This window comes from Aeromonas aquatica, assembly GCF_000764655.1.
Lineage (GTDB): Bacteria > Pseudomonadota > Gammaproteobacteria > Enterobacterales > Aeromonadaceae > Aeromonas > Aeromonas aquatica.
Genome location: NZ_JRGL01000090.1, coordinates 1 through 20606, shown reverse-complemented (window position 1 = coordinate 20606; position 20606 = coordinate 1). Strand labels below are relative to the sequence as shown.

Genomic DNA, 20606 nt, shown 5'->3' with positions numbered 1-20606 from the left:
TGGCAGAGGATGGCGGAAATCGTAATCAACCCCATGATCGCCGCAAAGACGTTGCTGATGTGCTCTGATACTTCGCCAACCAAAAGTGAGCGCCATAAAAAATGCCAGCCGGTTTCCCGACTGGCATTTTTGATCTCTAGCTATCTATCGACGGCGGGTTTAACCGACCAGTTGGTAGAGGATGGCGGAGATGGCAATCAACCCCATGGTCGCCACGAAGACGTTGCTGATCTGGCCCTGATACTTCGCCATGGCGGGGACACGCTTGATGGCGTACATCGGCATCAGGAACAGGATGGTGGCGATGATGGGGCCGCCCAGGGATTCGATCATGCCGAGGATCGAGGGGTTGATGATGGCCACGGCCCACAGGGTCAGGATGAAGAAGGCGATGATGAACAGCTCGACCTTCTTGCTGTTTGGCTGCTTGCCGCTGCTGCGCATCTGCTGGGTGATCATGCCCTTCAGACCTTCACGGGCACCCAGATAGTGGCCGAAGAAGGAGGAGACGATGGCGACGAAGGCGACCAGCGGACCGAAGTAGGAGATGATCGGGCTCGAGTGCTGGTTAGCCAGGTAGGAGAGCACGGCGATGTTCTGGGACTTGGCTTCCGCCAGCTGGGCCGGGGTCAGGCTCATCACGCAGGAGAACACGAAGAACATCACGAAGCCGAGCAGGATGAGTGCGGTGCGCTTGAGGATGGCATCGGACTTGGCAACGGCGTTGTCACCGTGATCGCGGCGCTGGGCCAGGGCGAAGCTGGAGATGGCTGGGCTGTGGTTGAAGGAGAACACCAGCACCGGGATGGTCAGCCACAGGGTGACGGTGAAGTCCTTGGCGGACGGCACCTGAGCCAGGGCGGCACCTGTCCAGTCCGGGATGAGATAGAGGGAGATGCCCGCCAGGATGGCGATGAGCGGATATACCAGCAGCTCGGTCACCTTCAGCATCAGCTTTTCACCGGCCAGCATGACCGACATCATGCCCATGATCAGCACGATGGAGAGGATCCAGCGCGGTGGCGCCGTCATCTGCAGCTGGTTGACCAGGAAGCTTTCCACCGTGTTGGTGATGCCGACCCCGTAGATCAGCACGATCGGGTAGATGGCGAAGAAGTAGAGCAGGGTGATTAATTTACCGGCGCCGATGCCGAAGTGCTCTTCCACCACCTGGGTGATGTCGGCATTGGGATTCTTGGAGGACAGCACGAAGCGGGCCAGCCCACGGTGAGCCAGATAGGTCATGGGGCCGACCAGCAGCGCCATCACCACCAGCGGCCAGAAGCCGCCCATGCCGGCGTTGATGGGCAGGAACAGGATCCCGGCGCCGACGGCGGTGCCGAACAGGCTGATCACCCAGGTAGTGTCTTGTTTGCCCCAACCGCGCGATTGGACCGAGCCGATTCCCTGCTCTTTTGAGGCTGCAACTTCCTGTGCGCCAGTGACCGTATTGGACATGTCTCTCACCCCGAATAGTGGTTTTAATTAGTCGGCGAAAGAATACTTTTTTTTTAATCAAAAATGTTGATCGGATTCACCTTTGTGATGGCAAAACGCGTATTTTCTTATGGAAATGTGATCAAAAGAATAAAAAATCAAAAATTCTTTATCATATGCAATGTTAGTTGAGTGTTAACTGAATGATTTTCCAACTCGCGGTGTTAGCAGTATGTTATTTTGACAGGTGCTGGGCAAGCTGGCGGATCATGCTGGCGGTGGCCCCCCAGATGAAGGATTGTTGCCAGGGGATCCAGTAGATGGTGTGGCGCTTGCCGGCTCTGGGAATGGTCAGGGCGATGTGGTTGGCCGGATTGAGCACATGACTGAGGGGCACCTCGAAGGCCTGCTCGACCTCGTCCGGGCTCAGGGTGAGCTGATAATCGGCATCCACCATGGCCAGCACCGGCAACACATCGTAGAGGGAGATGGTGTTGAGGGGGGTGAGGCTGCCGATGACATGGATCTGGGAGGCGGGGATCCCGAGCTCCTCCTGGGTCTCCCGCAGCGCCGTGTGGATCAGACTCTCATCCTCGGGATCCTGGCGCCCGCCCGGGAAGCTTATCTGCCCCGGATGGTGGCGCAACTGTGCACTGCGGCGGGTCAGCAATAGCTGCAGCCCGTCGGGTCGCTCCACCAGGGGAAGCAGGACGGCCGCCGGTTTGAGCCCGGCCAGCATCAGTCGATGGGCCGGGGCCGGGCGTTGCAGCAGGAAGCGGGTCAGCAGATCGGCGCTGTCTATCTCGATATCCATCTCGAGGCGTGGTTCCTTATGGTCTGCGGGCATCGGCATCATGAGCCCAGCGCATCCAGCAGCGGCAGGATGCGAGCCACCTTGTCATAGGTCTCCTGATATTCGCTGTCCACCTCCGAGTCGGCGATGATGCCGCCCCCCGCCCAGCAGTGCAGCCAGCCGGCTTCCGCTATCAGAGTGCGGATGCAGATGCTGGTATCCATCCGGCCGTGCTGGCTCAGGTAGCCGATGCTGCCGCAGTAGGCGCTGCGCCGCACCGGCTCCAGCTCCTCGATGATCTCCATTGCCCGGATCTTGGGGGCGCCGGTGATGGAGCCGCCGGGGAAGCAGGCCCGCAGCAGATCCACTCCCTGCCAACGGGCATCCAGCTCGCCGTGTATGGTGGAGACCAGATGATGCACGGCGGGGAAGGATTCCACCGCAAACAGATGTGGCACGCAGACCGAGCCGGGACGGCTCACCCGGCCGATGTCGTTGCGCAACAGATCCACGATCATCAGATTCTCCGATCTGTCCTTGTCGGCGCCGGCCAGCTCCTCGGCTCTCTTTTGGTCGATAACGGGATCGCTGTGACGGGGGCGGGTGCCCTTGATGGGCTTGGTCTCGATGTGGCGGCCATCGAGCAGCAGGAAACGCTCAGGCGAAAGGCTCAAAATGGCGCTATCCGGCAGGCGAATAAAGGCCGAGAAGGGGGCCTTGTTGGCCGCGCTGAGGGCGAGATAGGCCGCCCATTCATCCCCCTGATAGGGCGCGCTGAAGCGCTGGGTCAGGTTGATCTGATAACAATCCCCCGCCGCCAGATAGGCCTGGATCCGTGCAAACTTGTCGCCATATTCGGCCCGGCTCATGTTGCTCTGCCAGGGGCCGGTCAGCGAGAACGGCATCTGAGAGGTCGACGGGGAGGCGCTGTGCGCCTCGAGCCAGCGTAACCGACGGGTGAGCCCGGCCTCGTCCCCCCAATGTACCAGTTGCCAGCGGTTGGTGGCGATCTCCCGCAGCAGCGCCCAGTCATAGATCCCCACCGCCATGTCCGGCAGCTGGATATCTGCCGCTGCCTGCGCGGGCAGCCGTTCGAATCGCCGCCCCAGATCGTAGCCAAACAGGCCGAGCGCGCCGCCGATAAAGGGCAGCTCGCGCTGCTCCTGATCCAGCGGCCCCAGCAGGGCTTGTTGTGTGCTGGCGAGCAGGCTGAGGGGATCGCCATCATGATGCTCGACGGTGTTGCCACGGCGCAGGCAGGTGCTGGCACCGCGGGTTTCCAGGGTGGCGAGTGGATCGGCGCTGAGGATGTCGAAGCGGTTATCTGCCCCTTGGGTGCCGGCTGACTCCAGCAACATGGCCCAGGGTTGGTGTTGCAGCCGGGCAAACAGGGCGTGCAGCGATGTTTGTGGATCGAAATGGTGGATATGCAGTCTTGGTTTCATTTTTTGTTACACAGGCAACAGTTTGCACCCAGCTCCCTAGCCGGTACGGGTGCCCAAGCGTATCATGGCGGCCGGCATTTTCAGAAAACACCGTTATAAAAACACGCCGTTGTCTGCCGGCTCTGTGCGCACCCGCCGCCCGCCGAAGGCTCGGCTCATATGGAAGCCCTCGCTCGGCCTGACCGAGACGAGGACCAGTGAGGATGATATGAGCATCATTAAAAAACAGGACTTTATCGATTCCATTGCCGACGCCCTACAATATATCTCTTTCTACCACCCCCTCGATTTCGTCCAGGCCGCCAAGGCCGCCTATGACCGTGAGATCAACCCGGCCGCCAAGGATGCCCTGGCCCAGATCCTGATCAACTCCCGCATGTCCGCCGAGGGTCATCGCCCCCTGTGCCAGGACACCGGCATCGTCACCTGCTTCGTCAAGATTGGTATGAAGGTGCAGTGGGACAGCGACATGACGGTCCAGGAGATGGTGGATGAGGGCACACGCCGCGCCTACACCAACCCGGACAACCCCTTGCGCGCCTCGGTGCTCGCCGATCCGGCCGGCAGTCGCAAGAACACCAAGGACAACGCCCCGGCCGTGGTGCACATCGACATGGTGCAAGGCGACAAGGTGGAGGTGAGCATCGCCGCCAAGGGCGGTGGCTCCGAGAACAAGTCCAAGATGGTGATGCTCAACCCCTCGGACGACGTGGTCGAGTGGGTGCTGAAGACGGTGCCGACCATGGGGGCCGGCTGGTGCCCGCCCGGCATGCTGGGGATCGGCATCGGCGGTACCGCCGAGAAGGCCGCCGTGCTGGCCAAGGAAGCCCTGATGGAGCACATCGACATTCAGGAGCTGATCGCCAGGGGTCCCGAGACCACCGAAGAGAAGCTGCGAGTCGAGCTCTACGACAGGGTCAACAAGCTGGGGATAGGCGCCCAGGGCCTGGGCGGCCTCACCACGGTACTGGACGTGAAGGTGAAGTCTGCCCCGACTCACGCCGCCTCCAAGCCGGTGGTGATGATCCCCAACTGCGCCGCCACCCGTCACGTTCACTTCGAGCTGGACGGCTCTGGTCCGGCCGAGCTGATCCCGCCGAAACTGGAAGACTGGCCGGAGATCACCCGCGAGTCCGGTGGCAACGTGCGCCGTGTCAACGTCGACGGCATCACCAAGGCTGAGCTCGCCAGCTGGAAGAGCGGCGATACGGTGCTGCTCTCCGGCAAGATCCTGACCGGTCGCGACGCGGCCCACAAGCGCATCGCCGACATGCTCAAGAATGGGGAAGGGTTGCCGGAAGGGGTCGACTTCACCAACCGCTTCATCTATTACGTGGGCCCGGTCGATGCGGTCCGTGACGAGGTGGTTGGCCCGGCTGGCCCCACCACCTCCACCCGGATGGACAAATTCACCGACATGATGCTGGGGGAGACCGGCCTCATCGGTATGATTGGCAAGTCGGAGCGCGGTCCCAAGACGGTGCAGAGCATCAAGGAGCACAGGGCCGTCTACCTAATGGCAGTCGGCGGCGCCGCCTACCTGGTGGCCAAGGCCATCAAGAAGGCGCGAGTGGTGGCCTTCGCTGATCTGGGGATGGAGGCCATCTATGAGTTCGAGGTGGAAGACATGCCGGTGACGGTAGCGGTCGACTCCCTTGGCAACAACATCCACGAGACGGGCCCGGCTTACTGGTCGGCCAAGATTGCCGAGCTGGACGTCAAGCTCTCCTGATCCCCATTGTGGGAGCCATCCTGTTTTGATGGCAGAATGACGAAGTAACGCTGTGTTGTCTGGTGACAAGTGCGGCGAAAGAGGCGACCTCAGGGTCGCCTCTTTTTCATGTCTCGTGTTTTGTGTCTGAAAGCTCAGTCGCTATCGATGAAGAGGGGAGGACGTGATCACGGCATCTTCAGAAAACGCCTCTTCGATACGAGGCAGTGCAACAAATGCAATGCTCAATGATTGAGGTAGATGTCCTGCCCGCCGTAGCAGAGGGGGCCGCTCTGGACAGGGAGAGGCGCATCTTTGGGGTTGAAGAAGCGAGTCAACACACCGGTGCGTTGGCCCAGGGTATCCAGCTTGAGGCGATCGAGCGCTATCTGCTCGGGTAACCAGGTCAGCACGGCGGCGCAGTGGCCGTTGCCCAGGCTCTGCTCTAGCACCCGCTGCCAGTTTTTGATCTTGGCGCCGTGCACCACCAGTATCCGGGCGGGGTTGATCCCCTGTGCCTGCCACTGCTCGGCCACGGGCAGCCCCGGCGGTGCGATGAGCAGGATCCAGCCGCTATCGCCTTGGCTCAGCCGCCCCAGCTCGCCAAGCAGCGGCGCTTCATCAAGATCACCTGCCAGTCGAGGCTCATGCTCCAGCTTGCCCTGATGGCGGGTAGGCCAAGGATTGATCAGGCCGACAGAGGGAGAGGAGGGGAGGTGACTCAGGGGCTGGCTCATATTAGTATCCTGTATGAATAACCATGCTGTATGCGCATACAGTAGTTATATCTCAGGCCGGTGACAAGTCATTTGTGGTTAAAAATGTGATCGGATTAACAAGATCATGAGCTAGTTGATTGAATAAAAAGGACATTTATATCAACCATAGGGTGAGTGTTTTTTGCACTATGGACAAAGCGAGGGCAGGCGCTCATGGTTATACAGTCTGTATGGGAAGAGGAGAGACCAAGATGGATGTCAGCACCTTGCAACGGCTGGATGCCAATATTCTGCTCGGGATCATCAACGAGAAGCTGCGGCTGGAGTGCGATGGTCTGGAAGAGTTGTTGGCCTACTACGACATGACAGAGGATCAGCTGGCCACGCGTCTGCAGCAGATTGGCTATCACTATGATCCCATGAGCAACCAGTTCAAGGCCCATGGTTAATTCGCTCACGAAGTGTGCCCCACCTGGGGCACCTTCCTTTTATTGCCTGACGGATGCCCCGAACATTGAAACCGGTTTCAGCGCCCGCAGTGCTCGGCGTTATTTTCACGTATTTTCAGACGTGTGCAATCACTGAAAACCTATTCATGAGAATATCTTGGCAATTAATTATTAACTGCATGATTTTTATCTGTATTTTTATTTCGTTCAGGTGAATTTAAGGAAAGGGTTTTCATGCTTTAACTGTCATCTTTATGCGTTAAAGTGTGACTCACGTTAACTTTTAAACCAACGGCTTTAGCTAGTATGCCCACGCCGGAACATATTATGAGATAACAACAGCGCCGGTCCCGAATGGGATAACAATTTTTATTTGTAACGAAGGAAAATGGTTTATGGCTACCAAGAAGAAGACAGACCAGGATCTCCAACTGGATAAAGATCAGCTCAAGGCGAGTATCGTGCGTCACCTGCGTTCTACCTTGGGGACAAGCGAACAGAAAGCCTCGCCAGAAGCGTGGTGGAAAGCGACCGCCGCCGCCGTCAACGAACAGGTGTACGAACGCCTGACCCGCACTCAGCAGACGCATTTCAAGAAAGATACCCGTGCCATTCATTATCTCTCTGCCGAGTTCCTGATGGGGCGCCTGACCTCCAATAACCTGCACAACCTCTCCTTGTATAAGACCTGCGAAGAGGCACTGGGTGAACTCGGTCTGGAACTGACCGACCTCTGTGAACAAGAACCCGACATGGCGCTCGGTAACGGTGGCCTGGGCCGCCTGGCAGCCTGCTTCATCGATTCCCTGGCCACCCTGAACTACCCGGCGGTCGGCTACGGCATCCACTACGAACACGGCCTGTTCCGTCAGGAAATCCAGGATGGCCGCCAGATCGAGCGCCCGGATTCCTGGCGTGAATATGGCAACCCCTGGGAGATCTGCCGCCCGGAATCCGTGCAGGAGATCCCGCTCTATGGCTACGTCGAGACGGTGTTCGGCGACAATGGCGGCCTGAAAAAGGTGTGGCACGCCGGTCGCAAGATCAAAGGGGTGCCTTGGGATATCCCCGTGGTGGGCTTCGGTGGCCATACCGTCAACATACTGCGGCTGTGGGAATCCCGCGCCTCCGAGTTCTTCGACTGGGATGTGTTCAACGCTGGCGGTTACATCGACTCCCAGGCGGAAAAAGCCCAGGCCGAGACCATCTCCAAGGTGCTCTACCCGAACGATGACACCGATGCGGGCAAAGAGCTGCGCCTGATCCAGCAGTACTTCTTCTGTGCCTGCTCCATCAAGGACATCATGCGCCGCTACAAGCGCGCCCATGGCAGCGACTTCACCAACTTCGCCGCCCAGATCGCCATCCAGCTCAACGATACCCACCCGACAGTGGCCATCCCCGAGCTGATGCGGGTGCTGGTGGATGAAGAGGATCTGACCTGGGACGCCGCCTGGTCCATCTGCTATCGAGTGTTCTCCTACACCAACCACACCCTGCTGCCAGAGGCGCTGGAGAAGTGGTCGGTCAGCCTGTTTGAGAAGGTGCTGCCCCGTCACCTCGAAATCATTTATGAGATCAATGCCCAGTTCCTGAACAAGCTGGTCGAGCCCAAGTGGCCGGGGGACGATGCCATCAAGGCCAAGCTCTCCATCATTGAGGAAGGTGCTGTGCGCAAGGTGCGCATGGGCAACCTGTGCGTGATCGGTTCCTCCAAGGTCAACGGCGTGGCCGAAATCCACTCCAAGCTGGTGAAAGAGGATCTGTTCCCCGAGTTCGCCGCGCTCTGGCCGGAAAAGATGTGCAACGTCACCAACGGCGTGACCCCACGCCGCTGGCTGCTGGCCTGCAACCCCGAGCTCGCCGAGCTCTACAACGAAGTGGTGGGCAAGGAGTGGCCGTTGCAGCTGGACAAGCTGCGCGCCGTCACCCAGTTTGCCGACGACGAGGCGTTCCAGCAGCAGTTCATGCGCATCAAGCGTCACAACAAGGAGAAGCTGGTCAAGGTGATCAAGGCCGAGACCGGAGTCGATGTCAGCGCCGAAGCCATCTTCGACATCCAGATCAAACGCCTGCACGAGTACAAGCGCCAGCAGCTGAACCTCATCCACATCATGGCGCTCTACCGCCGCTTGCTGGCAAACCCGGACTACGACATGCACCCGCGGGTGTTCATCTTCGGCTCCAAGGCGGCGCCCGGTTACCGCCTGGCCAAAGACATCATCTACGCCATCAACAAGCTGGCCGAGCGGGTCAACAATGACGCCCGCATCCAGGGCAAGCTGAAGGTGGTGTTCATGCCGAACTACCGCGTGAGCCTGGCCGAGAAGCTGATCCCGGCCGCCGATGTGTCCGAGCAGATCTCCACCGCCGGTTACGAGGCGTCCGGTACCGGCAACATGAAGATGGCACTGAACGGCGCCATCACCATAGGGACGCTGGATGGGGCCAACATCGAGATCGCGGAAGAGGCGGGCGTCGAGAACTGCGCCATCTTCGGTCTGAACGTGGACGAGGTGAAGGCGTTGAAGACGCGGGGCTACAACCCCTATGACTTCTACTATGCCAACTCCGAGCTCAAGGCGGTGCTGGACTGGTTCGATACTGACTACTTCACACCGGGTCGTCCGGGCGAGCTCTCCTCCATCAAGCGCTCCTTGCTGGAAGGGGGCGATCCTTACCTGACGCTGGCGGACTTCGCCTCCTACTCGGATGCGCACAAGTTGATCGATACCTGGTACCGGGATCCGGCGCTCTGGGCCAAGAAGGCGATCATCAACTCGGCCACCATGGGCAAGTTCAACTCCGACCGCTCCATCCAGGATTATGTGGACAACATCTGGAACCTGAACGCCTGCAACGTCGGCTGATAGCAATCCGACCAGCAAAACCCCCGCATCGCGGGGGTTTTTTTATGCCATCTAGCCAGCCTGGAGAGCTCAACGCTTGTCGACGATCTCGGTGCCGACCGGCACGCGCTTCCTGCCGGTGATCATGGCCCTGATCAGATCGCCCCGGGTCAGGCGATCGAGGACGATGACCGCCAGCACATGGATGAAGATGGCCATCTGCAGCGCCTTGGCAAAGAACTCGTGCAGTTCTTCCATGAGGTCCTCACCAAACAGTGACTCATATTCTGTCATGATCCCGGTGACGGCTGTCCCCACCAGACAGGTCAATAGCAGCAGTACCATCAAGGCGCCCAGCGGATTGTGGCCGGCATAATAGGGATGTTTCCCCTGCAAGGTGGCCTGCAGGTAGCGGGTGATGCGGGCCGGGGTCGGAAACCACTGGGCAAACCTTGCGTAGTCAGAGCCGACAAATCCCCACAGGATGCGCAGCACCAACAATCCAGTCAAAGCGTACCCGACATAGCGGTGATTGCGCTCCCCCTCTTCCAGGATGAACAGGTTGAGCACGCACAGCAGGACTGTGGCCCAGTGAAACACCCTGATCAGGGGATCCCATACCCTGATGGCCTTGCCGCTTTCCATCGCTTTCTCCATGATTTTTTCCTCATACCGGCTTTCCATGCGCCTGTTGCCGTAGCGCCGTTGCCCGCATCATGGAGGCACTTTCTTAAGGCCGCGTTAATGTCCTGAGCGTGTGGGCAGGAAGGACGCTGGTAGGTGCTTTACCGGGACGGGGACGGCCCGTGGCAAGGGGAGCGAGTGACATGCTAGGGGAAAGAAAAAGCAGAGCCCCGACGATGCGGGGCTCTGGTGTTTCAACGGGTCAGGGGCTTGACCTGTCAGCACTGACAGGCTCATGCGCCAGCCAGTGGATCAGTGCAGTATATCGCCGAAGCAATAGGCCAGCAGGGTCAGGATGACGGTGAACACCAGGTTCAGCACCAGGCCGGCCCGCATCATCTCCCGCTGCTGGATGTGGCCGCTGGCGAAGACGATGGCATTGGGCGGCGTGGCCACCGGCAGCATGAAGGCGCAGGAGGCGCCGACGGCGATCAGCACCGACATGACAATGGGAGAGACCCCCAGCGCCTCGGCCACCCCGGCAAACAGCGGTACCAGCAGGGCGGCGGTGGCGGTGTTGGAGACCAACTCGGTCAGGAACACCACGAAGGTGGCCAGACACAGCAGTATGACGAAGACCGGCATGGTGGCGAGGGTGCTGGAGAGGTGCTCCGCCAGGAAGGCATTGGCTCCGGTCTGCTTGAGGATGGAACTTAAGGTCAGGCCACCGCCGAACAGCAGCAGCACGCCCCAGTCGGTGTTCAGGTTGATGTCATCCCAGCTGGCGACCCGGCTGACGGCGATGGCCAGGATGGCGCCCATGGCGATCAGGGTGTCGAACTGGGGAATGCCCCCCAGCGCAGCGGCGATGGGCTGGGAGCCTATCCACAGCAGCACGGTGGCGAGGAAGATGAGCAGGGTCACCTTGCGCTGGCCGGTCCACTCTATGGTGACCTGTTCGGTGCTGACCTGGTGGGAGAGATTGGGGCGCATCACCAGATAGAGCAGGCCGATGCCGACCGGCATGAAGATAAGCACCACCGGAATACCGAATTTGAGCCAGTCGGTGAAGCCGATGCCCATCTGGGCGGCAGCGATGGCGTTGGGGGGGCTGCCCACCAGGGTACCTATGCCACCGATGCTGGCGCTGTAGGCGACCCCCAGCAGGACGAAGACCAGGGTGCGGCGTTCCTTGTGGACGTCCAGTCCCTTGAGCATGCCGAGGGCCAGCGGCATCATCATGGCGGCGGTGGCGGTGTTGCTGATCCACATGGAGAGGGCGGCCGTGATGGTGAAGAGCACGATGGCAGCCCAGCCGAGATGGCCCTTGGCGAGCTGCATCACCTTGGCGGCGATCTGGGTATCCAGCCCCTGCTTGGAGAGCGCGGCAGCCAGTGCGAAGCCACCGAAGAAGAGGAACAACACGGGGTTGGCGAAGTCGGTGAGCGACTTGCTCATGTCAAACACCCCGAGCAGGGTGGCGAGCACCGGGATGGCGATCGCCGTGATGGTGATGTTGACCGCTTCGGTGAGCCAGAGGATGGCGATGAAGATCAGGATACCGAGGCCCTTGTTGATCATGGGATCAAACGGGAGCCAGGCGAGCATGGCACAGAGCAGCAGGACGTCCAGGATGACGATCCCGGCCTTGATGTCCAGCCAACGTGGTGGGGCAGAGGGTAGGGCAGATGTATGCATGTAGTTTTCTCGGTTAATTTATGGTTGTTGTTGTGTTGCCGAGATTACATTTCTCCCCCCGTATGAAACAGGGGGAAGTGGTCAAAGCATGTGGCGACTCACAGAGTAAAGTGCAAACGGATCTGATATTAAACAGAATTTAAACATTTTGGTTTCATTTGGCCTGGGCCGTGACGGAAAGCAGCCACTCCTTGAGCAGGCTCTTTGGCAGGGAGCCGCTGCGTTGGGCCAGCACCTGACCGCGCTGGAAGACCATCAGGGTCGGGATGCTGCGAATGGCGTAGCGGCTGGCAATGGCCGCCTCTTGCTCGGTATCGAGCTTGACGAAGCGGAGGTGCGGCTCGAGTTCTCGGGCCATCTCCTGAAACAGAGGAGCGAACTGCAGGCAGGGGCCGCACCAGCTGGCCCAGAAGTCGACAACGACCGGAATGTCGGAGCCGATCAAGGTGTCAAAGTGAGCCATGCGCCCCACCACCGGGGTGCTGCCGAACAGGGGAGCGCGGCAACGACCGCAGCTCGCGTTTGAATCCATTTTCTCACTGGGCAGGCGATTGCGGGTAAAGCACTGGCTACAATAGGTAGTGATAAGTGACATAATTGCTTCCTTAATTCATGGCTCGGCAACATCTTTATTGCATTGGTAGAGCAGACTAACGGTAACATAGCGGTCAGTTAATTTTCACAGTTGGCGATCTGTCGTGATGTTCTGTCACCGGATGGCTGACCATGACAAGAGAATCGAGACGGGATGAAGAGTGTTGCACGCGTCAATCGTGTTGTCCTGAGCCTTATCATCGTATCGCTGCTGGCGTTTTCGACCTATTGCTGGCAGTTGCTCAGCCAGCAACAACGGGCCTCCGAGCTCAGCGGGGCCGCCGAACTGGTGTTGAACCGGATCAACACCGACACCGTTTATCTGCTGGGGCGCGAAAAGGCGAGCGACGGCAGCGTGCAGCAGCGCCTGAGCCTGTTGTCAAACAGTCTCGACAAGTTCGTGAGCCTGGTGCGTGAAGATCCGGGCTCAGCCGATGATCCCAAGTCCCTGGCGCTGCAGCGTGACATCGATGTCTATCTGCTGGATCTTGCCAAGCTCTACACCATGGAGATGACCATCGAGTATCTGGAGCCTCGCTTCCAGAGCCAGCTCAAGTCGCTGATGGCCAAGGTGGCGGTCGAGTCGGCGGAGTACCGCGATCTCACCGAGTTGCTCAGGCTGAGCCACTACCTCAGACGCAGCTGGGACATGAATGAGCAGCGCCAGTTGCTGACGTTGCAACAGCGCCTCACCGAGACCTATTCCCAGCAGCCCCCGATCCTGGCCGTCACACAGCTCAGCCAGGAGCTCAACCGCCAGGTGATCGACTACCATCGCCTGCGTAACCAGATCATCGAGATGAAGGGGCTGGGATCGCTGCCCCTGTGGAAGAAAAGCAAGCTGGAGCTGGCCTCATCCCTCAAGAGTCAGTTTTATCTGATGGTGCTGGGCGGCGCCCTGCTCTGCTTCTCGCTGGTGGCCGCGACGCTGTGGCGCCGCAACCAGAAGCTGAGCGAGCTGTCCCGTCACGCCGAACTGCTGGCCCAGGCCAAGAGTGACTTTCTGGCCAACATGAGCCACGAGATCCGCACCCCCATGAATGCGATCATCGGCTTTAGCACCCTGGCGTTGCAGACCGAGCTGGATCAGCAGCAGCGGGATTACCTCAGCAAGATCAAGTCTTCGTCAGACACCTTGTTGCTGCTTATCAACGACATTCTGGATCTGACCAAGGTCGAGTCCGGCAAGCTGACACTCGAGGAGATCGACTTTGATCTCAGCGAGCAGCTTGACTCCCTGGCGGCCATGTTTGCCGATCTGGCGGAGCGCAAGCAGATCGAGGTCATCATCAACAAGTCGCCTACCGTGCCCGACTTTTTGCGCGGCGATCCCCTGCGCCTCGGTCAGGTGTTGGTCAACCTGGTCAACAACGCCATCAAGTTTACCGAGCGAGGGGAGGTCGAGGTGGCCATCACCCTCGCCAGTCAGCACCCCATGCGGGTGTGTTTCAGCGTGCGCGATACCGGTATCGGCATAGCGCCAGAGAAGCAGGTGCAGCTGTTTCAGCCTTTCACCCAGCTGGAGGCGGGCAACACCCGCAAATACGGCGGCTCCGGGCTTGGGCTCAACATCTCCCAGCGACTGGTGGGGCTGATGGGGGGGGAGATCAGGGTACAGAGCAAGCCTGGGGTGGGGTCCACCTTCATGTTCGAGATCCCCATGTCCCAGGCGGTCTACGGCGTGTCCGGGCGCCGGGTCTTCTTTGAGCAGCAGCCCCTCATCCTGATCATGGATGACAACGAGCTGGTGCTGGAGCTCGCCAAGGACATACTGAGCCGGGCCGGCGCCACCGTGCTCACGGTCAACAGTATCTCCCGCGCCCGCCAGGCGCTGAAGGAAGATGGGCACCATATCCGGCTGGCGATCCTCGACTGGCGCATGGGTCAGGAAGACGGCCTGGATCTGGCGCTCGAGATGTATCAACACAGCCAGTGGCGACGGTTGCCCATCCTGATGACCAGCGCCTGGTCCAGGGAGGGCTTGCACGGTCGCATGGAGAGCATGGGACTGACCCATTTCCTGGCCAAACCCATGACCGAGAATGCCCTGCTGGCCAAGGCGGATGAGTTGCTCAATGGCAGCTCTCACGACAGCAACGTGCGCCAGGCCGAGGCACAAGGGGATCAACAGCATTTTCGCGATCTGCTGCACGGCACCCGGGTGCTGCTGGCGGAGGACAATCGCGTCAACCAGCAGCTCATCATGGAGTACCTGCGCCGGGTCGAGGCCCTGGTCACCGTGGTGGACAACGGCCGCGAGGCGGTGGAACGGGTGGCGGAGCAGCCCTTTGACGTGATCCTGATGGACTTGCAGATGCCGGTGCTCGATGGACTGGATGCGACACGCCAGATCCGCAAGATGGTGGACAAGCACGATGTGCCTATCATAGCGCTCACCGCCAGCGCCATGCCCGGTGACAAGGAGCGTTGCCTCGGGGTCGGCATGAATGGCTATGTCACCAAGCCGGTCAGCAAGCTGGATCTCTACAATAACCTGCTGCAGTGGGTGAGGGGGGCCAATGGCGAGCGACGGGCCACCCTCGAGGTCAAGCCGCCGGATCTGATGGGGGTGCTGGATCTGGAGGATGCGCTGCGTCGGCTGGAGCAGGACAGGGAGGCGCTGCAGATCCTGTTCAAGCTGTTCTTGTCCGAACACAAGGACGATCTGTGGGACATCCGCTCCGCCCTGCGCCGTCAGCAACCCGAGGTGGCGTGCCGTCTGTTGCATACCCTCAAGGGGGTGTCGGCCAACATCTCCGCCTCGCGCCTGCAACTGCTGGCCGGTGAGCTGGAGTGGCGGTTGCGGTTGCAGCAGGAGGAGTTGACCGAGGCCGAGCTTATCCATCTTCAGCAGGTGTTCAATCAGACCCGGGAGGAGGTGTCCCACTTCCTGCTGACCGGCGAGCAGCCAGAGTCTGTCGCGCCACTGTTCGAGCCGCGGGACAAGCGGTTCTGAGCCGGCGAAGATAGCAACCGTTCTCATGCCGGCCACTTCAGGCTATGATGACCGATTCTCATCGCCCCCACCTCGGGGGCGATTGTATTGAGCTTCTCTCAAGATCAATGGCGGCCGCTGCGGCGCCGCAAGCAAGGACAACAATGTGAGCGTATTTTTGCGGCTGGGCTGGTTCTTCAAGGATCAGTGGCGGCGTTATCTCATCGCCATCTCCCTGTTGATGATGGTGGCGCTGCTGACCGTGATCCCTCCCAAGGTGGTGGGCTGGGTAGTGGATGGGGTGGCCAAGGGGGATCTCGATAACGGCACCCTGGTACGTTATCTGGTGGGATTGCTGGGGCTTGGCATCGTCATCTACCTGCTGCGCTATGTGTGGAGGGTCATGCTGTTTGGTGCGTCCTATCGGCTCGCCTATGTGCTGCGCAACCGGCTGTTCAGCCACTTCACCCGCATGAGCCCGGATTTCTATCAGCGCCATCGCACCGGCGATCTGATGGCCCACGCCACCAACGACATTCAGGCGGTGGAGATGACGGCCGGGGAAGGGGTGCTGACCCTGGTGGACTCCTTCATCGTCGGGATCCTGGTGCTCTCCATCATGTGCAGCCAGTACTCCTGGCAGCTGACCTTGCTCTCCCTGTTGCCCTTGCCGGTGATGGCGTTCTTCATGAATCGCTTCGGTACCCAGATCTACAAGGAGTTCAAGGCGGCGCAAGGGGCCTTCTCCCGCCTCAACAACAAGACCCAGGAGGCCCTCTCCGGCGTGCGGGTGCTCAAGTCCTATGCGGTGGAGTCCCTGGAAGACAAGGGCTTTGCCGAGCTGACCCGTCAGGCGGGGGAGTGCAACATGGCGGTGGCCCGCATCGATGCCAAGTTCGATCCCGTCATCTACCTGTGCATCGGCTGCTCCTACTTCCTGGCGGTGGCCGGCGGCAGCGCCCTGGTGTTGCAAGACAAGCTGACCCTGGGGGAGCTCACCAGTTTCACCATGTATCTGGGTCAGCTCATCTGGCCCATGTTCGCCATCGCCTGGCTGTTCAACATCATAGAGCGGGGCAGCGCCGCCTATTCGCGCATCGAGAGCCTGCTGGCCGAGCGCAGCGACATCGTCGATCCCCTCTCCCCACAGCCGCTCGAGAGCCCCTTCCCGCTGGTCATGCAGGGGGTCGATTACCGGTTGGCGTCGCGCACCCTGCTGGCGGGCATCACTTTTTCCCTGCCCGCCGGCGGCATGCTCGGAGTGGTGGGCCGCACCGGGGCGGGTAAGAGCTCCCTGCTCAAGCTGCTGATGCGCCTGGCCAACCCCAGTGCTGGCCAGATCACCATGGGGGGCGTGCCCATCGCCCGGCTGGCCCTGGCCGAGCTGCGCAGCCAGTTTGCCTATGTGCCCCAGGAGCCGTTTTTGTTCTCCACTACCATCGCCGCCAACATTGCCCTCGGCCGGCCGGACGCCAGTCGGGAGGAGATAGAGAAGGCGGCGCGCATCGCCTGCGTGCACGACGACATCAGCCGCTTCCCCATGGGCTATGAGACCGAGGTGGGCGAGAAGGGGGTGACCCTCTCCGGCGGCCAGAAACAGCGCCTCGCCATCGCCCGCGCCCTGCTGTTGGCGGCGCCCATCCTGGTGCTGGATGACGCCCTGTCGGCGGTGGATGCCCACACAGAGCAGCAGATACTGCTGGCGCTCAAGGCCCACAGACGGACCCTCATCCTGGTCAGCCATCGCATGACGGCGGTGGAGCAGGCCGACGAGATCCTGGTGCTGGAGCAGGGCCGGATCGGCGAGCGAGGTCACCACGGCGCCCTGATGGCCCACAACGGCTGGTACGCGGACATGGTCCGCTATCAGCGCCTCGAGCAAGACGTGGAGGAGAGCCTGTGAATCCGATGATGAAAAGGTGCCTCGCCCTTTGTGCTCCTTATCCGCAGGGCGGGTATGCCGGCAGGGTCCGCTATCAGCGCCTCGAGCAAGACGTGGAGGAGATCCTGTGAATCCGATGATGAAAAGGTGCCTCGCCCTTTGTGCTCCTTATCCGCAGGGCGGGTATGCCGGCAGGGTCCGTGATCAGCGCCTCGAGCAAGATGTGGAGGAGAGCCTGTGAATCCAACTATCAAACGCCTGCTGGCCTACTGTGCCCGCTATCCTCGCTGGCTCATCCAGGCGGGGATCTGCCTGCTGCTGGCGACCGGTGCCGAGGTGGCGGGGCCGCTGCTGATCAAGCTGTTCATCGATGACTATCTGGCGCCGCGCCAGCTGGTGTGGCCGGCCATTGTGGCGCTCGGAGCGGGTTATCTCGGTCTGCAACTGCTGTCGGCCGCCGGTTTCTACCTGCAATCCCTGCGCTTTAACCGCATCGCCCAGGCGGTGGTGCAGACCCTGCGCGAGCAGGTATTCGCCACCGCCATCCGGCTGCCGGCCCGCTATTTTGACAAGCACAGATCCGGTTCGCTCATCTCCCGCATCACCAACGACACCGAGGCCATCATGAACCTCTATGTGCAGGTGATCGGGCTGCTGGTGCAAAAAGTGGTGCTGCTGTGCGGCATCCTCCTCTCCATGGCGCTGCTGGATCTGCGGCTGATGCTGGTGTGCGCGACCCTGTTACCGGCGGTCGGTGCCGTGATGTGGCTCTACCAGAAACTGAGCGTGCCCGTAGTGCGGGCCACCCGTAGCCTGCTGTCCGACATCAACAGCCGGCTCAACGAATCCCTGCAGGGGATGCCGGTGATCCAGGCCATGGTACAGGAGCGGCATTTCGCCAAGGCCTTTGCCGAGGTGAACCAGCAGCACTGGTCGGCGCGGCTCAAGAGTCTGAAGATCAACGGCATCCTGCTGCGCCCGCTCATCGATCTCTTCTACATGATGGTGCTGATCGGGCTGCTCGCCCTGTTCGCCCACGAGGGCCTGAGCGCCGGCGGCGCCATCCAGGTGGGGGTGCTCTACGCCTTCATCAGCTATCTGGGGCGGATGATAGAGCCGCTCATCGAGATGACCAACCAGCTCAACCAGCTGCAGCAGGCCATGGTGGCGGGGGAGCGGGTGTTCGCCCTGTTGGACGAAGCCCGCGAGAGCACCGCCGGGGAGAGTCAGCCACTGCAGGGGCGGGTCAGCTTCGAGCGGGTGAGCTTCTCCTATGACGGCCAGCAACAAGTGCTGCGGGAGCTGAGTTTCAGTACCCGCCCCGGCCAGATGCTGGCGCTGGTGGGCCACACCGGCAGTGGCAAGTCCACCATCATCAGCCTGCTGATGGGCTTCTATCCCATCGGCGGCGGGCAGATCCGTTTCGATGATCACCCCCTGGAGACGCTGTCACTCGCGGCGGTGCGCCTCAGCATCGGCCTGGTGCAGCAAGATCCCTTCATCTTCGTCGGGACCCTGGCGGAGAACCTGCGGCTCGGCCGTGACGGCATCCTTGATGCGCAGCTCTGGCAGGCGCTCGAAGAGGTACAACTGGCGGCCTTTGTGAAGAGCCTGCCCCAGGGGATCGAGACCATGATGGAGGAGGGGGGCAAGAACCTCTCCGCCGGTCAGCGCCAGCTGCTTTCGTTTGCCCGGGCGCTGGTGGGGGATCCGCGCATCCTCATCCTGGACGAGGCGACCGCCAGCGTGGATTCCCAGACCGAGCTCGCGCTCTCCCAGGCGCTGTCGGCGGCGCGCCGTGGCCGCACCACCATCGCCATCGCCCACCGGCTCTCCACCATCGTCGATGCGGACGAGATCCTGCTGCTCTCCCGCGGTCAGGTCAACGAGCGCGGCACCCACGGCGAGCTGATGGCGCTGGGGGCACACTATGCCCAGCTGTTCGAGATGCAGAGCCAGGGCGCCTGGCTGGAAGAGAAGCGGGCCTGAGCCCTCTTGCAAACAAGAAGCACAGATAAAAAAACAGCCGGCAGATGCCGGCTGTTTTGTTTGGCAAGACCTCAGACCGTGGCCTTGCTGCGGGTCACCAGCTTGGGTTGCAGGGGCGGGAAGTCGTCGTTGAAGAAGGTGTCGGCCTCTTCGATCTGCGCCTTGCGCTGCTTCTGGATGAAGTTGTCGAAGTCGCGCTTGATCTCCGGATCCTTGAGCGCCTCGTAGTCGAACACATTGGCCGCGTAGAGGTAGTTGAAGTAGATGTCCACGAACTCGCTGCTGGCGCAGGCGGAGGTGAACTTGCTGTTCTGGCGATCGAAGTTGATGCGGTACTGCTTGATCTTGGGCACATAGACCAGCTCGCTGCCCACCTTGAACACCTCGACCGTGATGCCCACCGTGATGGTCTTGTAGAAGTCCTTGTTGTTCTCGACCCCGAAACGAATGGCATCCCCCTGCTTTTGCAGGAACTTGTTGAAGCTCGCCAGCGCCGTGGTCCCCTGACTCACCACCACATCCATGATGAAGTTGATGAAGTCGGTGGCGATGCTGATCCCCTTGATGTGGCGGCTGTAGCTCTGCTGATCGATCTTGCTCGGTCCCATCAGCGGGATCTTGGACAGCGCCTTGGCCCAGAGATCCGCGTCCGTCTTGTACTGATCCCCGTAGGCCTCGGCGTAGCGGTTGATGTAGGCGGTGACCACGGAGGTGATGGCGATGAGATAGGCCTTCTGCTCGGCCAGCTTGGCCATGACGGCGGGATCGTCCAGCAGCTCGTTGGCCACGATGAACTCCACCAGTCCGTCTTTATCGGCGTAGGGGTCGTTGCCCACCGCCTTGACGGTGGGCAGATTCACGTCGTTGAAGAAGGCCTCGGCCTCGGCGAACTGCGCCTTGTTGCTCAGGCGGTTGGCGGGGGCTTCGCGCACCAGCTGGCAGAGCACCAGCTCGGCCTCGTAGTCGGATGCACGCAACTGCGGCAGCTGATCCTGGTTACCGAAGGTCTTCTTGTAGGCGAGGTTGAAGTCGATCAGCACCGAGCTGCAGCCGCAATCCATGGCGAAGTCGACGTTGTAGCTGAGCGGGCCCGAGGGCAGCGGCTTGCTCATCTTGCCCTTGGCCGCCAGGTTGGCGTAGCACCTGAGGTACTCCCGGCCAAACAGCTCGTAGGCACGGTTATTGTTGAAATTGAGCTGGAAGGTACCGGCGCTCTCGCCGCCATTGAACAACTGCTGATTGTTACCCATCTCTCTCTCCTTGTGCTGTGCGAAAAGGTAGCCCGGCGCCTACTGGCCATTCACGAGCCAGCACAGCCTAGCGAGGGATGGGGCAGATGGTTACTGTGACTTATGTCAGTGGCGGCAGAAGGAGGGCGGGCTAGCGTCGATGGGGGAGACAATAGTCGTTAACTTTCATCCGGCTAGGGCTGTCATCGGGCTGACACAGTGGTGTCGACCCTTAAAAAAGGCTATGTCCCA

14 protein-coding genes are annotated in these 20606 nt (G+C 60.6%); 6 read left to right on the top strand and 8 right to left on the bottom strand.

Annotation, left to right across the window (positions count from 1 at the left end; translation table 11 throughout):
• Positions 1–159: 159 nt before the first annotated feature.
• From LG30_RS0109675 to pabB, 3 genes are all read right to left on the bottom strand, one after another.
• Complete coding sequence (locus LG30_RS0109675) at positions 160–1458, bottom strand: serine/threonine transporter (RefSeq protein ID WP_033130502.1); 1299 nt, start codon at positions 1456–1458, stop codon at positions 160–162.
• A gap of 214 nt (positions 1459–1672) precedes the next feature.
• A complete protein-coding gene (locus tag LG30_RS0109670) occupies positions 1673–2239 on the bottom strand; it encodes a CoA pyrophosphatase (protein WP_033130506.1) in 567 nt (188 codons plus the stop codon).
• A 50-nt stretch (positions 2240–2289) separates the two neighbouring features.
• Positions 2290–3588: an aminodeoxychorismate synthase component I gene (pabB, locus tag LG30_RS0109665; protein ID WP_033130505.1), complete on the bottom strand. Its 1299-nt coding sequence runs from the start codon at positions 3586–3588 to the stop codon at positions 2290–2292.
• Positions 3589–3883: 295 nt separating this feature from the next.
• Between pabB and LG30_RS0109660 the strand changes: the two genes are divergently transcribed.
• The gene (locus LG30_RS0109660) at positions 3884–5407 is read left to right on the top strand and encodes a fumarate hydratase (protein WP_033130501.1); all 1524 of its coding nucleotides are present in this window, start codon (positions 3884–3886) and stop codon (positions 5405–5407) included.
• 224 nt (positions 5408–5631) lie between these two features.
• Here the strand turns inward: LG30_RS0109660 and LG30_RS0109655 are convergent, their stop codons facing one another.
• Positions 5632–6123, bottom strand: coding sequence for a cell division inhibitor (locus LG30_RS0109655; protein ID WP_033130500.1), 492 nt, complete (start codon positions 6121–6123; stop codon positions 5632–5634).
• Between the two features lie 233 nt (positions 6124–6356).
• Here LG30_RS0109655 and LG30_RS0109650 point away from each other — a divergent pair, with 233 nt between their 5' ends.
• On the top strand, positions 6357–6554 hold the full coding sequence (locus tag LG30_RS0109650; RefSeq protein ID WP_005323525.1) for a DUF4250 domain-containing protein: 198 nt from the start codon (positions 6357–6359) through the stop codon (positions 6552–6554).
• Positions 6555–6949: 395 nt separating this feature from the next.
• Positions 6950–9424: a glycogen/starch/alpha-glucan phosphorylase gene (locus LG30_RS0109645; protein WP_033130499.1), complete on the top strand. Its 2475-nt coding sequence runs from the start codon at positions 6950–6952 to the stop codon at positions 9422–9424.
• 69 nt (positions 9425–9493) lie between these two features.
• Here LG30_RS0109645 and LG30_RS0109640 read toward each other — a convergent pair whose 3' ends face one another.
• From LG30_RS0109640 to trxC, 3 genes are all read right to left on the bottom strand, one after another.
• Positions 9494–10048 (bottom strand): cytochrome b/b6 domain-containing protein, encoded by a 555-nt coding sequence (locus LG30_RS0109640; RefSeq protein WP_033130498.1) that lies wholly within the window; start codon positions 10046–10048, stop codon positions 9494–9496.
• 291 nt (positions 10049–10339) lie between these two features.
• Entirely contained in the window at positions 10340–11725 is a 1386-nt protein-coding gene (locus LG30_RS0109635; RefSeq protein WP_033130497.1) for an SLC13 family permease, read from the bottom strand.
• Between the two features lie 154 nt (positions 11726–11879).
• Positions 11880–12320 (bottom strand): thioredoxin TrxC, encoded by a 441-nt coding sequence (gene trxC, locus LG30_RS0109630; RefSeq protein WP_033130496.1) that lies wholly within the window; start codon positions 12318–12320, stop codon positions 11880–11882.
• 153 nt (positions 12321–12473) lie between these two features.
• Between trxC and LG30_RS0109625 the strand changes: the two genes are divergently transcribed.
• From LG30_RS0109625 to LG30_RS0109615, 3 genes are all read left to right on the top strand, one after another.
• On the top strand, positions 12474–15275 hold the full coding sequence (locus tag LG30_RS0109625) for a hybrid sensor histidine kinase/response regulator (protein ID WP_033130495.1): 2802 nt from the start codon (positions 12474–12476) through the stop codon (positions 15273–15275).
• 145 nt (positions 15276–15420) lie between these two features.
• Positions 15421–17157, top strand: coding sequence for an ABC transporter transmembrane domain-containing protein (locus tag LG30_RS0109620; protein WP_033130494.1), 1737 nt, complete (start codon positions 15421–15423; stop codon positions 17155–17157).
• A 216-nt stretch (positions 17158–17373) separates the two neighbouring features.
• Complete coding sequence (locus LG30_RS0109615) at positions 17374–19125, top strand: ABC transporter transmembrane domain-containing protein (protein ID WP_033130493.1); 1752 nt, start codon at positions 17374–17376, stop codon at positions 19123–19125.
• A 71-nt stretch (positions 19126–19196) separates the two neighbouring features.
• On the opposite strand, the gene LG30_RS0109610 is transcribed toward LG30_RS0109615, so the two are convergent.
• Entirely contained in the window at positions 19197–20375 is a 1179-nt protein-coding gene (locus LG30_RS0109610) for a hypothetical protein (RefSeq protein WP_033130492.1), read from the bottom strand.
• Positions 20376–20606: the final 231 nt, after the last annotated feature.

Coding starts and splice junctions, on each gene's coding strand:
- LG30_RS0109675 (WP_033130502.1), bottom strand. CDS start 1,458: ATGTCCAATACGGTCACTGGCGCACAGGAAGTTGCAGCCTCAAAAGAG.
- pabB (WP_033130505.1), bottom strand. CDS start 3,588: ATGTTGCTGGAGTCAGCCGGCACCCAAGGGGCAGATAACCGCTTCGAC.
- LG30_RS0109660 (WP_033130501.1), top strand. CDS start 3,884: ATGAGCATCATTAAAAAACAGGACTTTATCGATTCCATTGCCGACGCC.
- LG30_RS0109655 (WP_033130500.1), bottom strand. CDS start 6,123: ATGAGCCAGCCCCTGAGTCACCTCCCCTCCTCTCCCTCTGTCGGCCTG.
- LG30_RS0109650 (WP_005323525.1), top strand. CDS start 6,357: ATGGATGTCAGCACCTTGCAACGGCTGGATGCCAATATTCTGCTCGGG.
- LG30_RS0109645 (WP_033130499.1), top strand. CDS start 6,950: ATGGCTACCAAGAAGAAGACAGACCAGGATCTCCAACTGGATAAAGAT.
- LG30_RS0109640 (WP_033130498.1), bottom strand. CDS start 10,048: ATGGAAAGCGGCAAGGCCATCAGGGTATGGGATCCCCTGATCAGGGTG.
- LG30_RS0109635 (WP_033130497.1), bottom strand. CDS start 11,725: ATGCATACATCTGCCCTACCCTCTGCCCCACCACGTTGGCTGGACATC.
- trxC (WP_033130496.1), bottom strand. CDS start 12,320: ATGTCACTTATCACTACCTATTGTAGCCAGTGCTTTACCCGCAATCGC.
- LG30_RS0109625 (WP_033130495.1), top strand. CDS start 12,474: ATGAAGAGTGTTGCACGCGTCAATCGTGTTGTCCTGAGCCTTATCATC.
- LG30_RS0109610 (WP_033130492.1), bottom strand. CDS start 20,375: ATGGGTAACAATCAGCAGTTGTTCAATGGCGGCGAGAGCGCCGGTACC.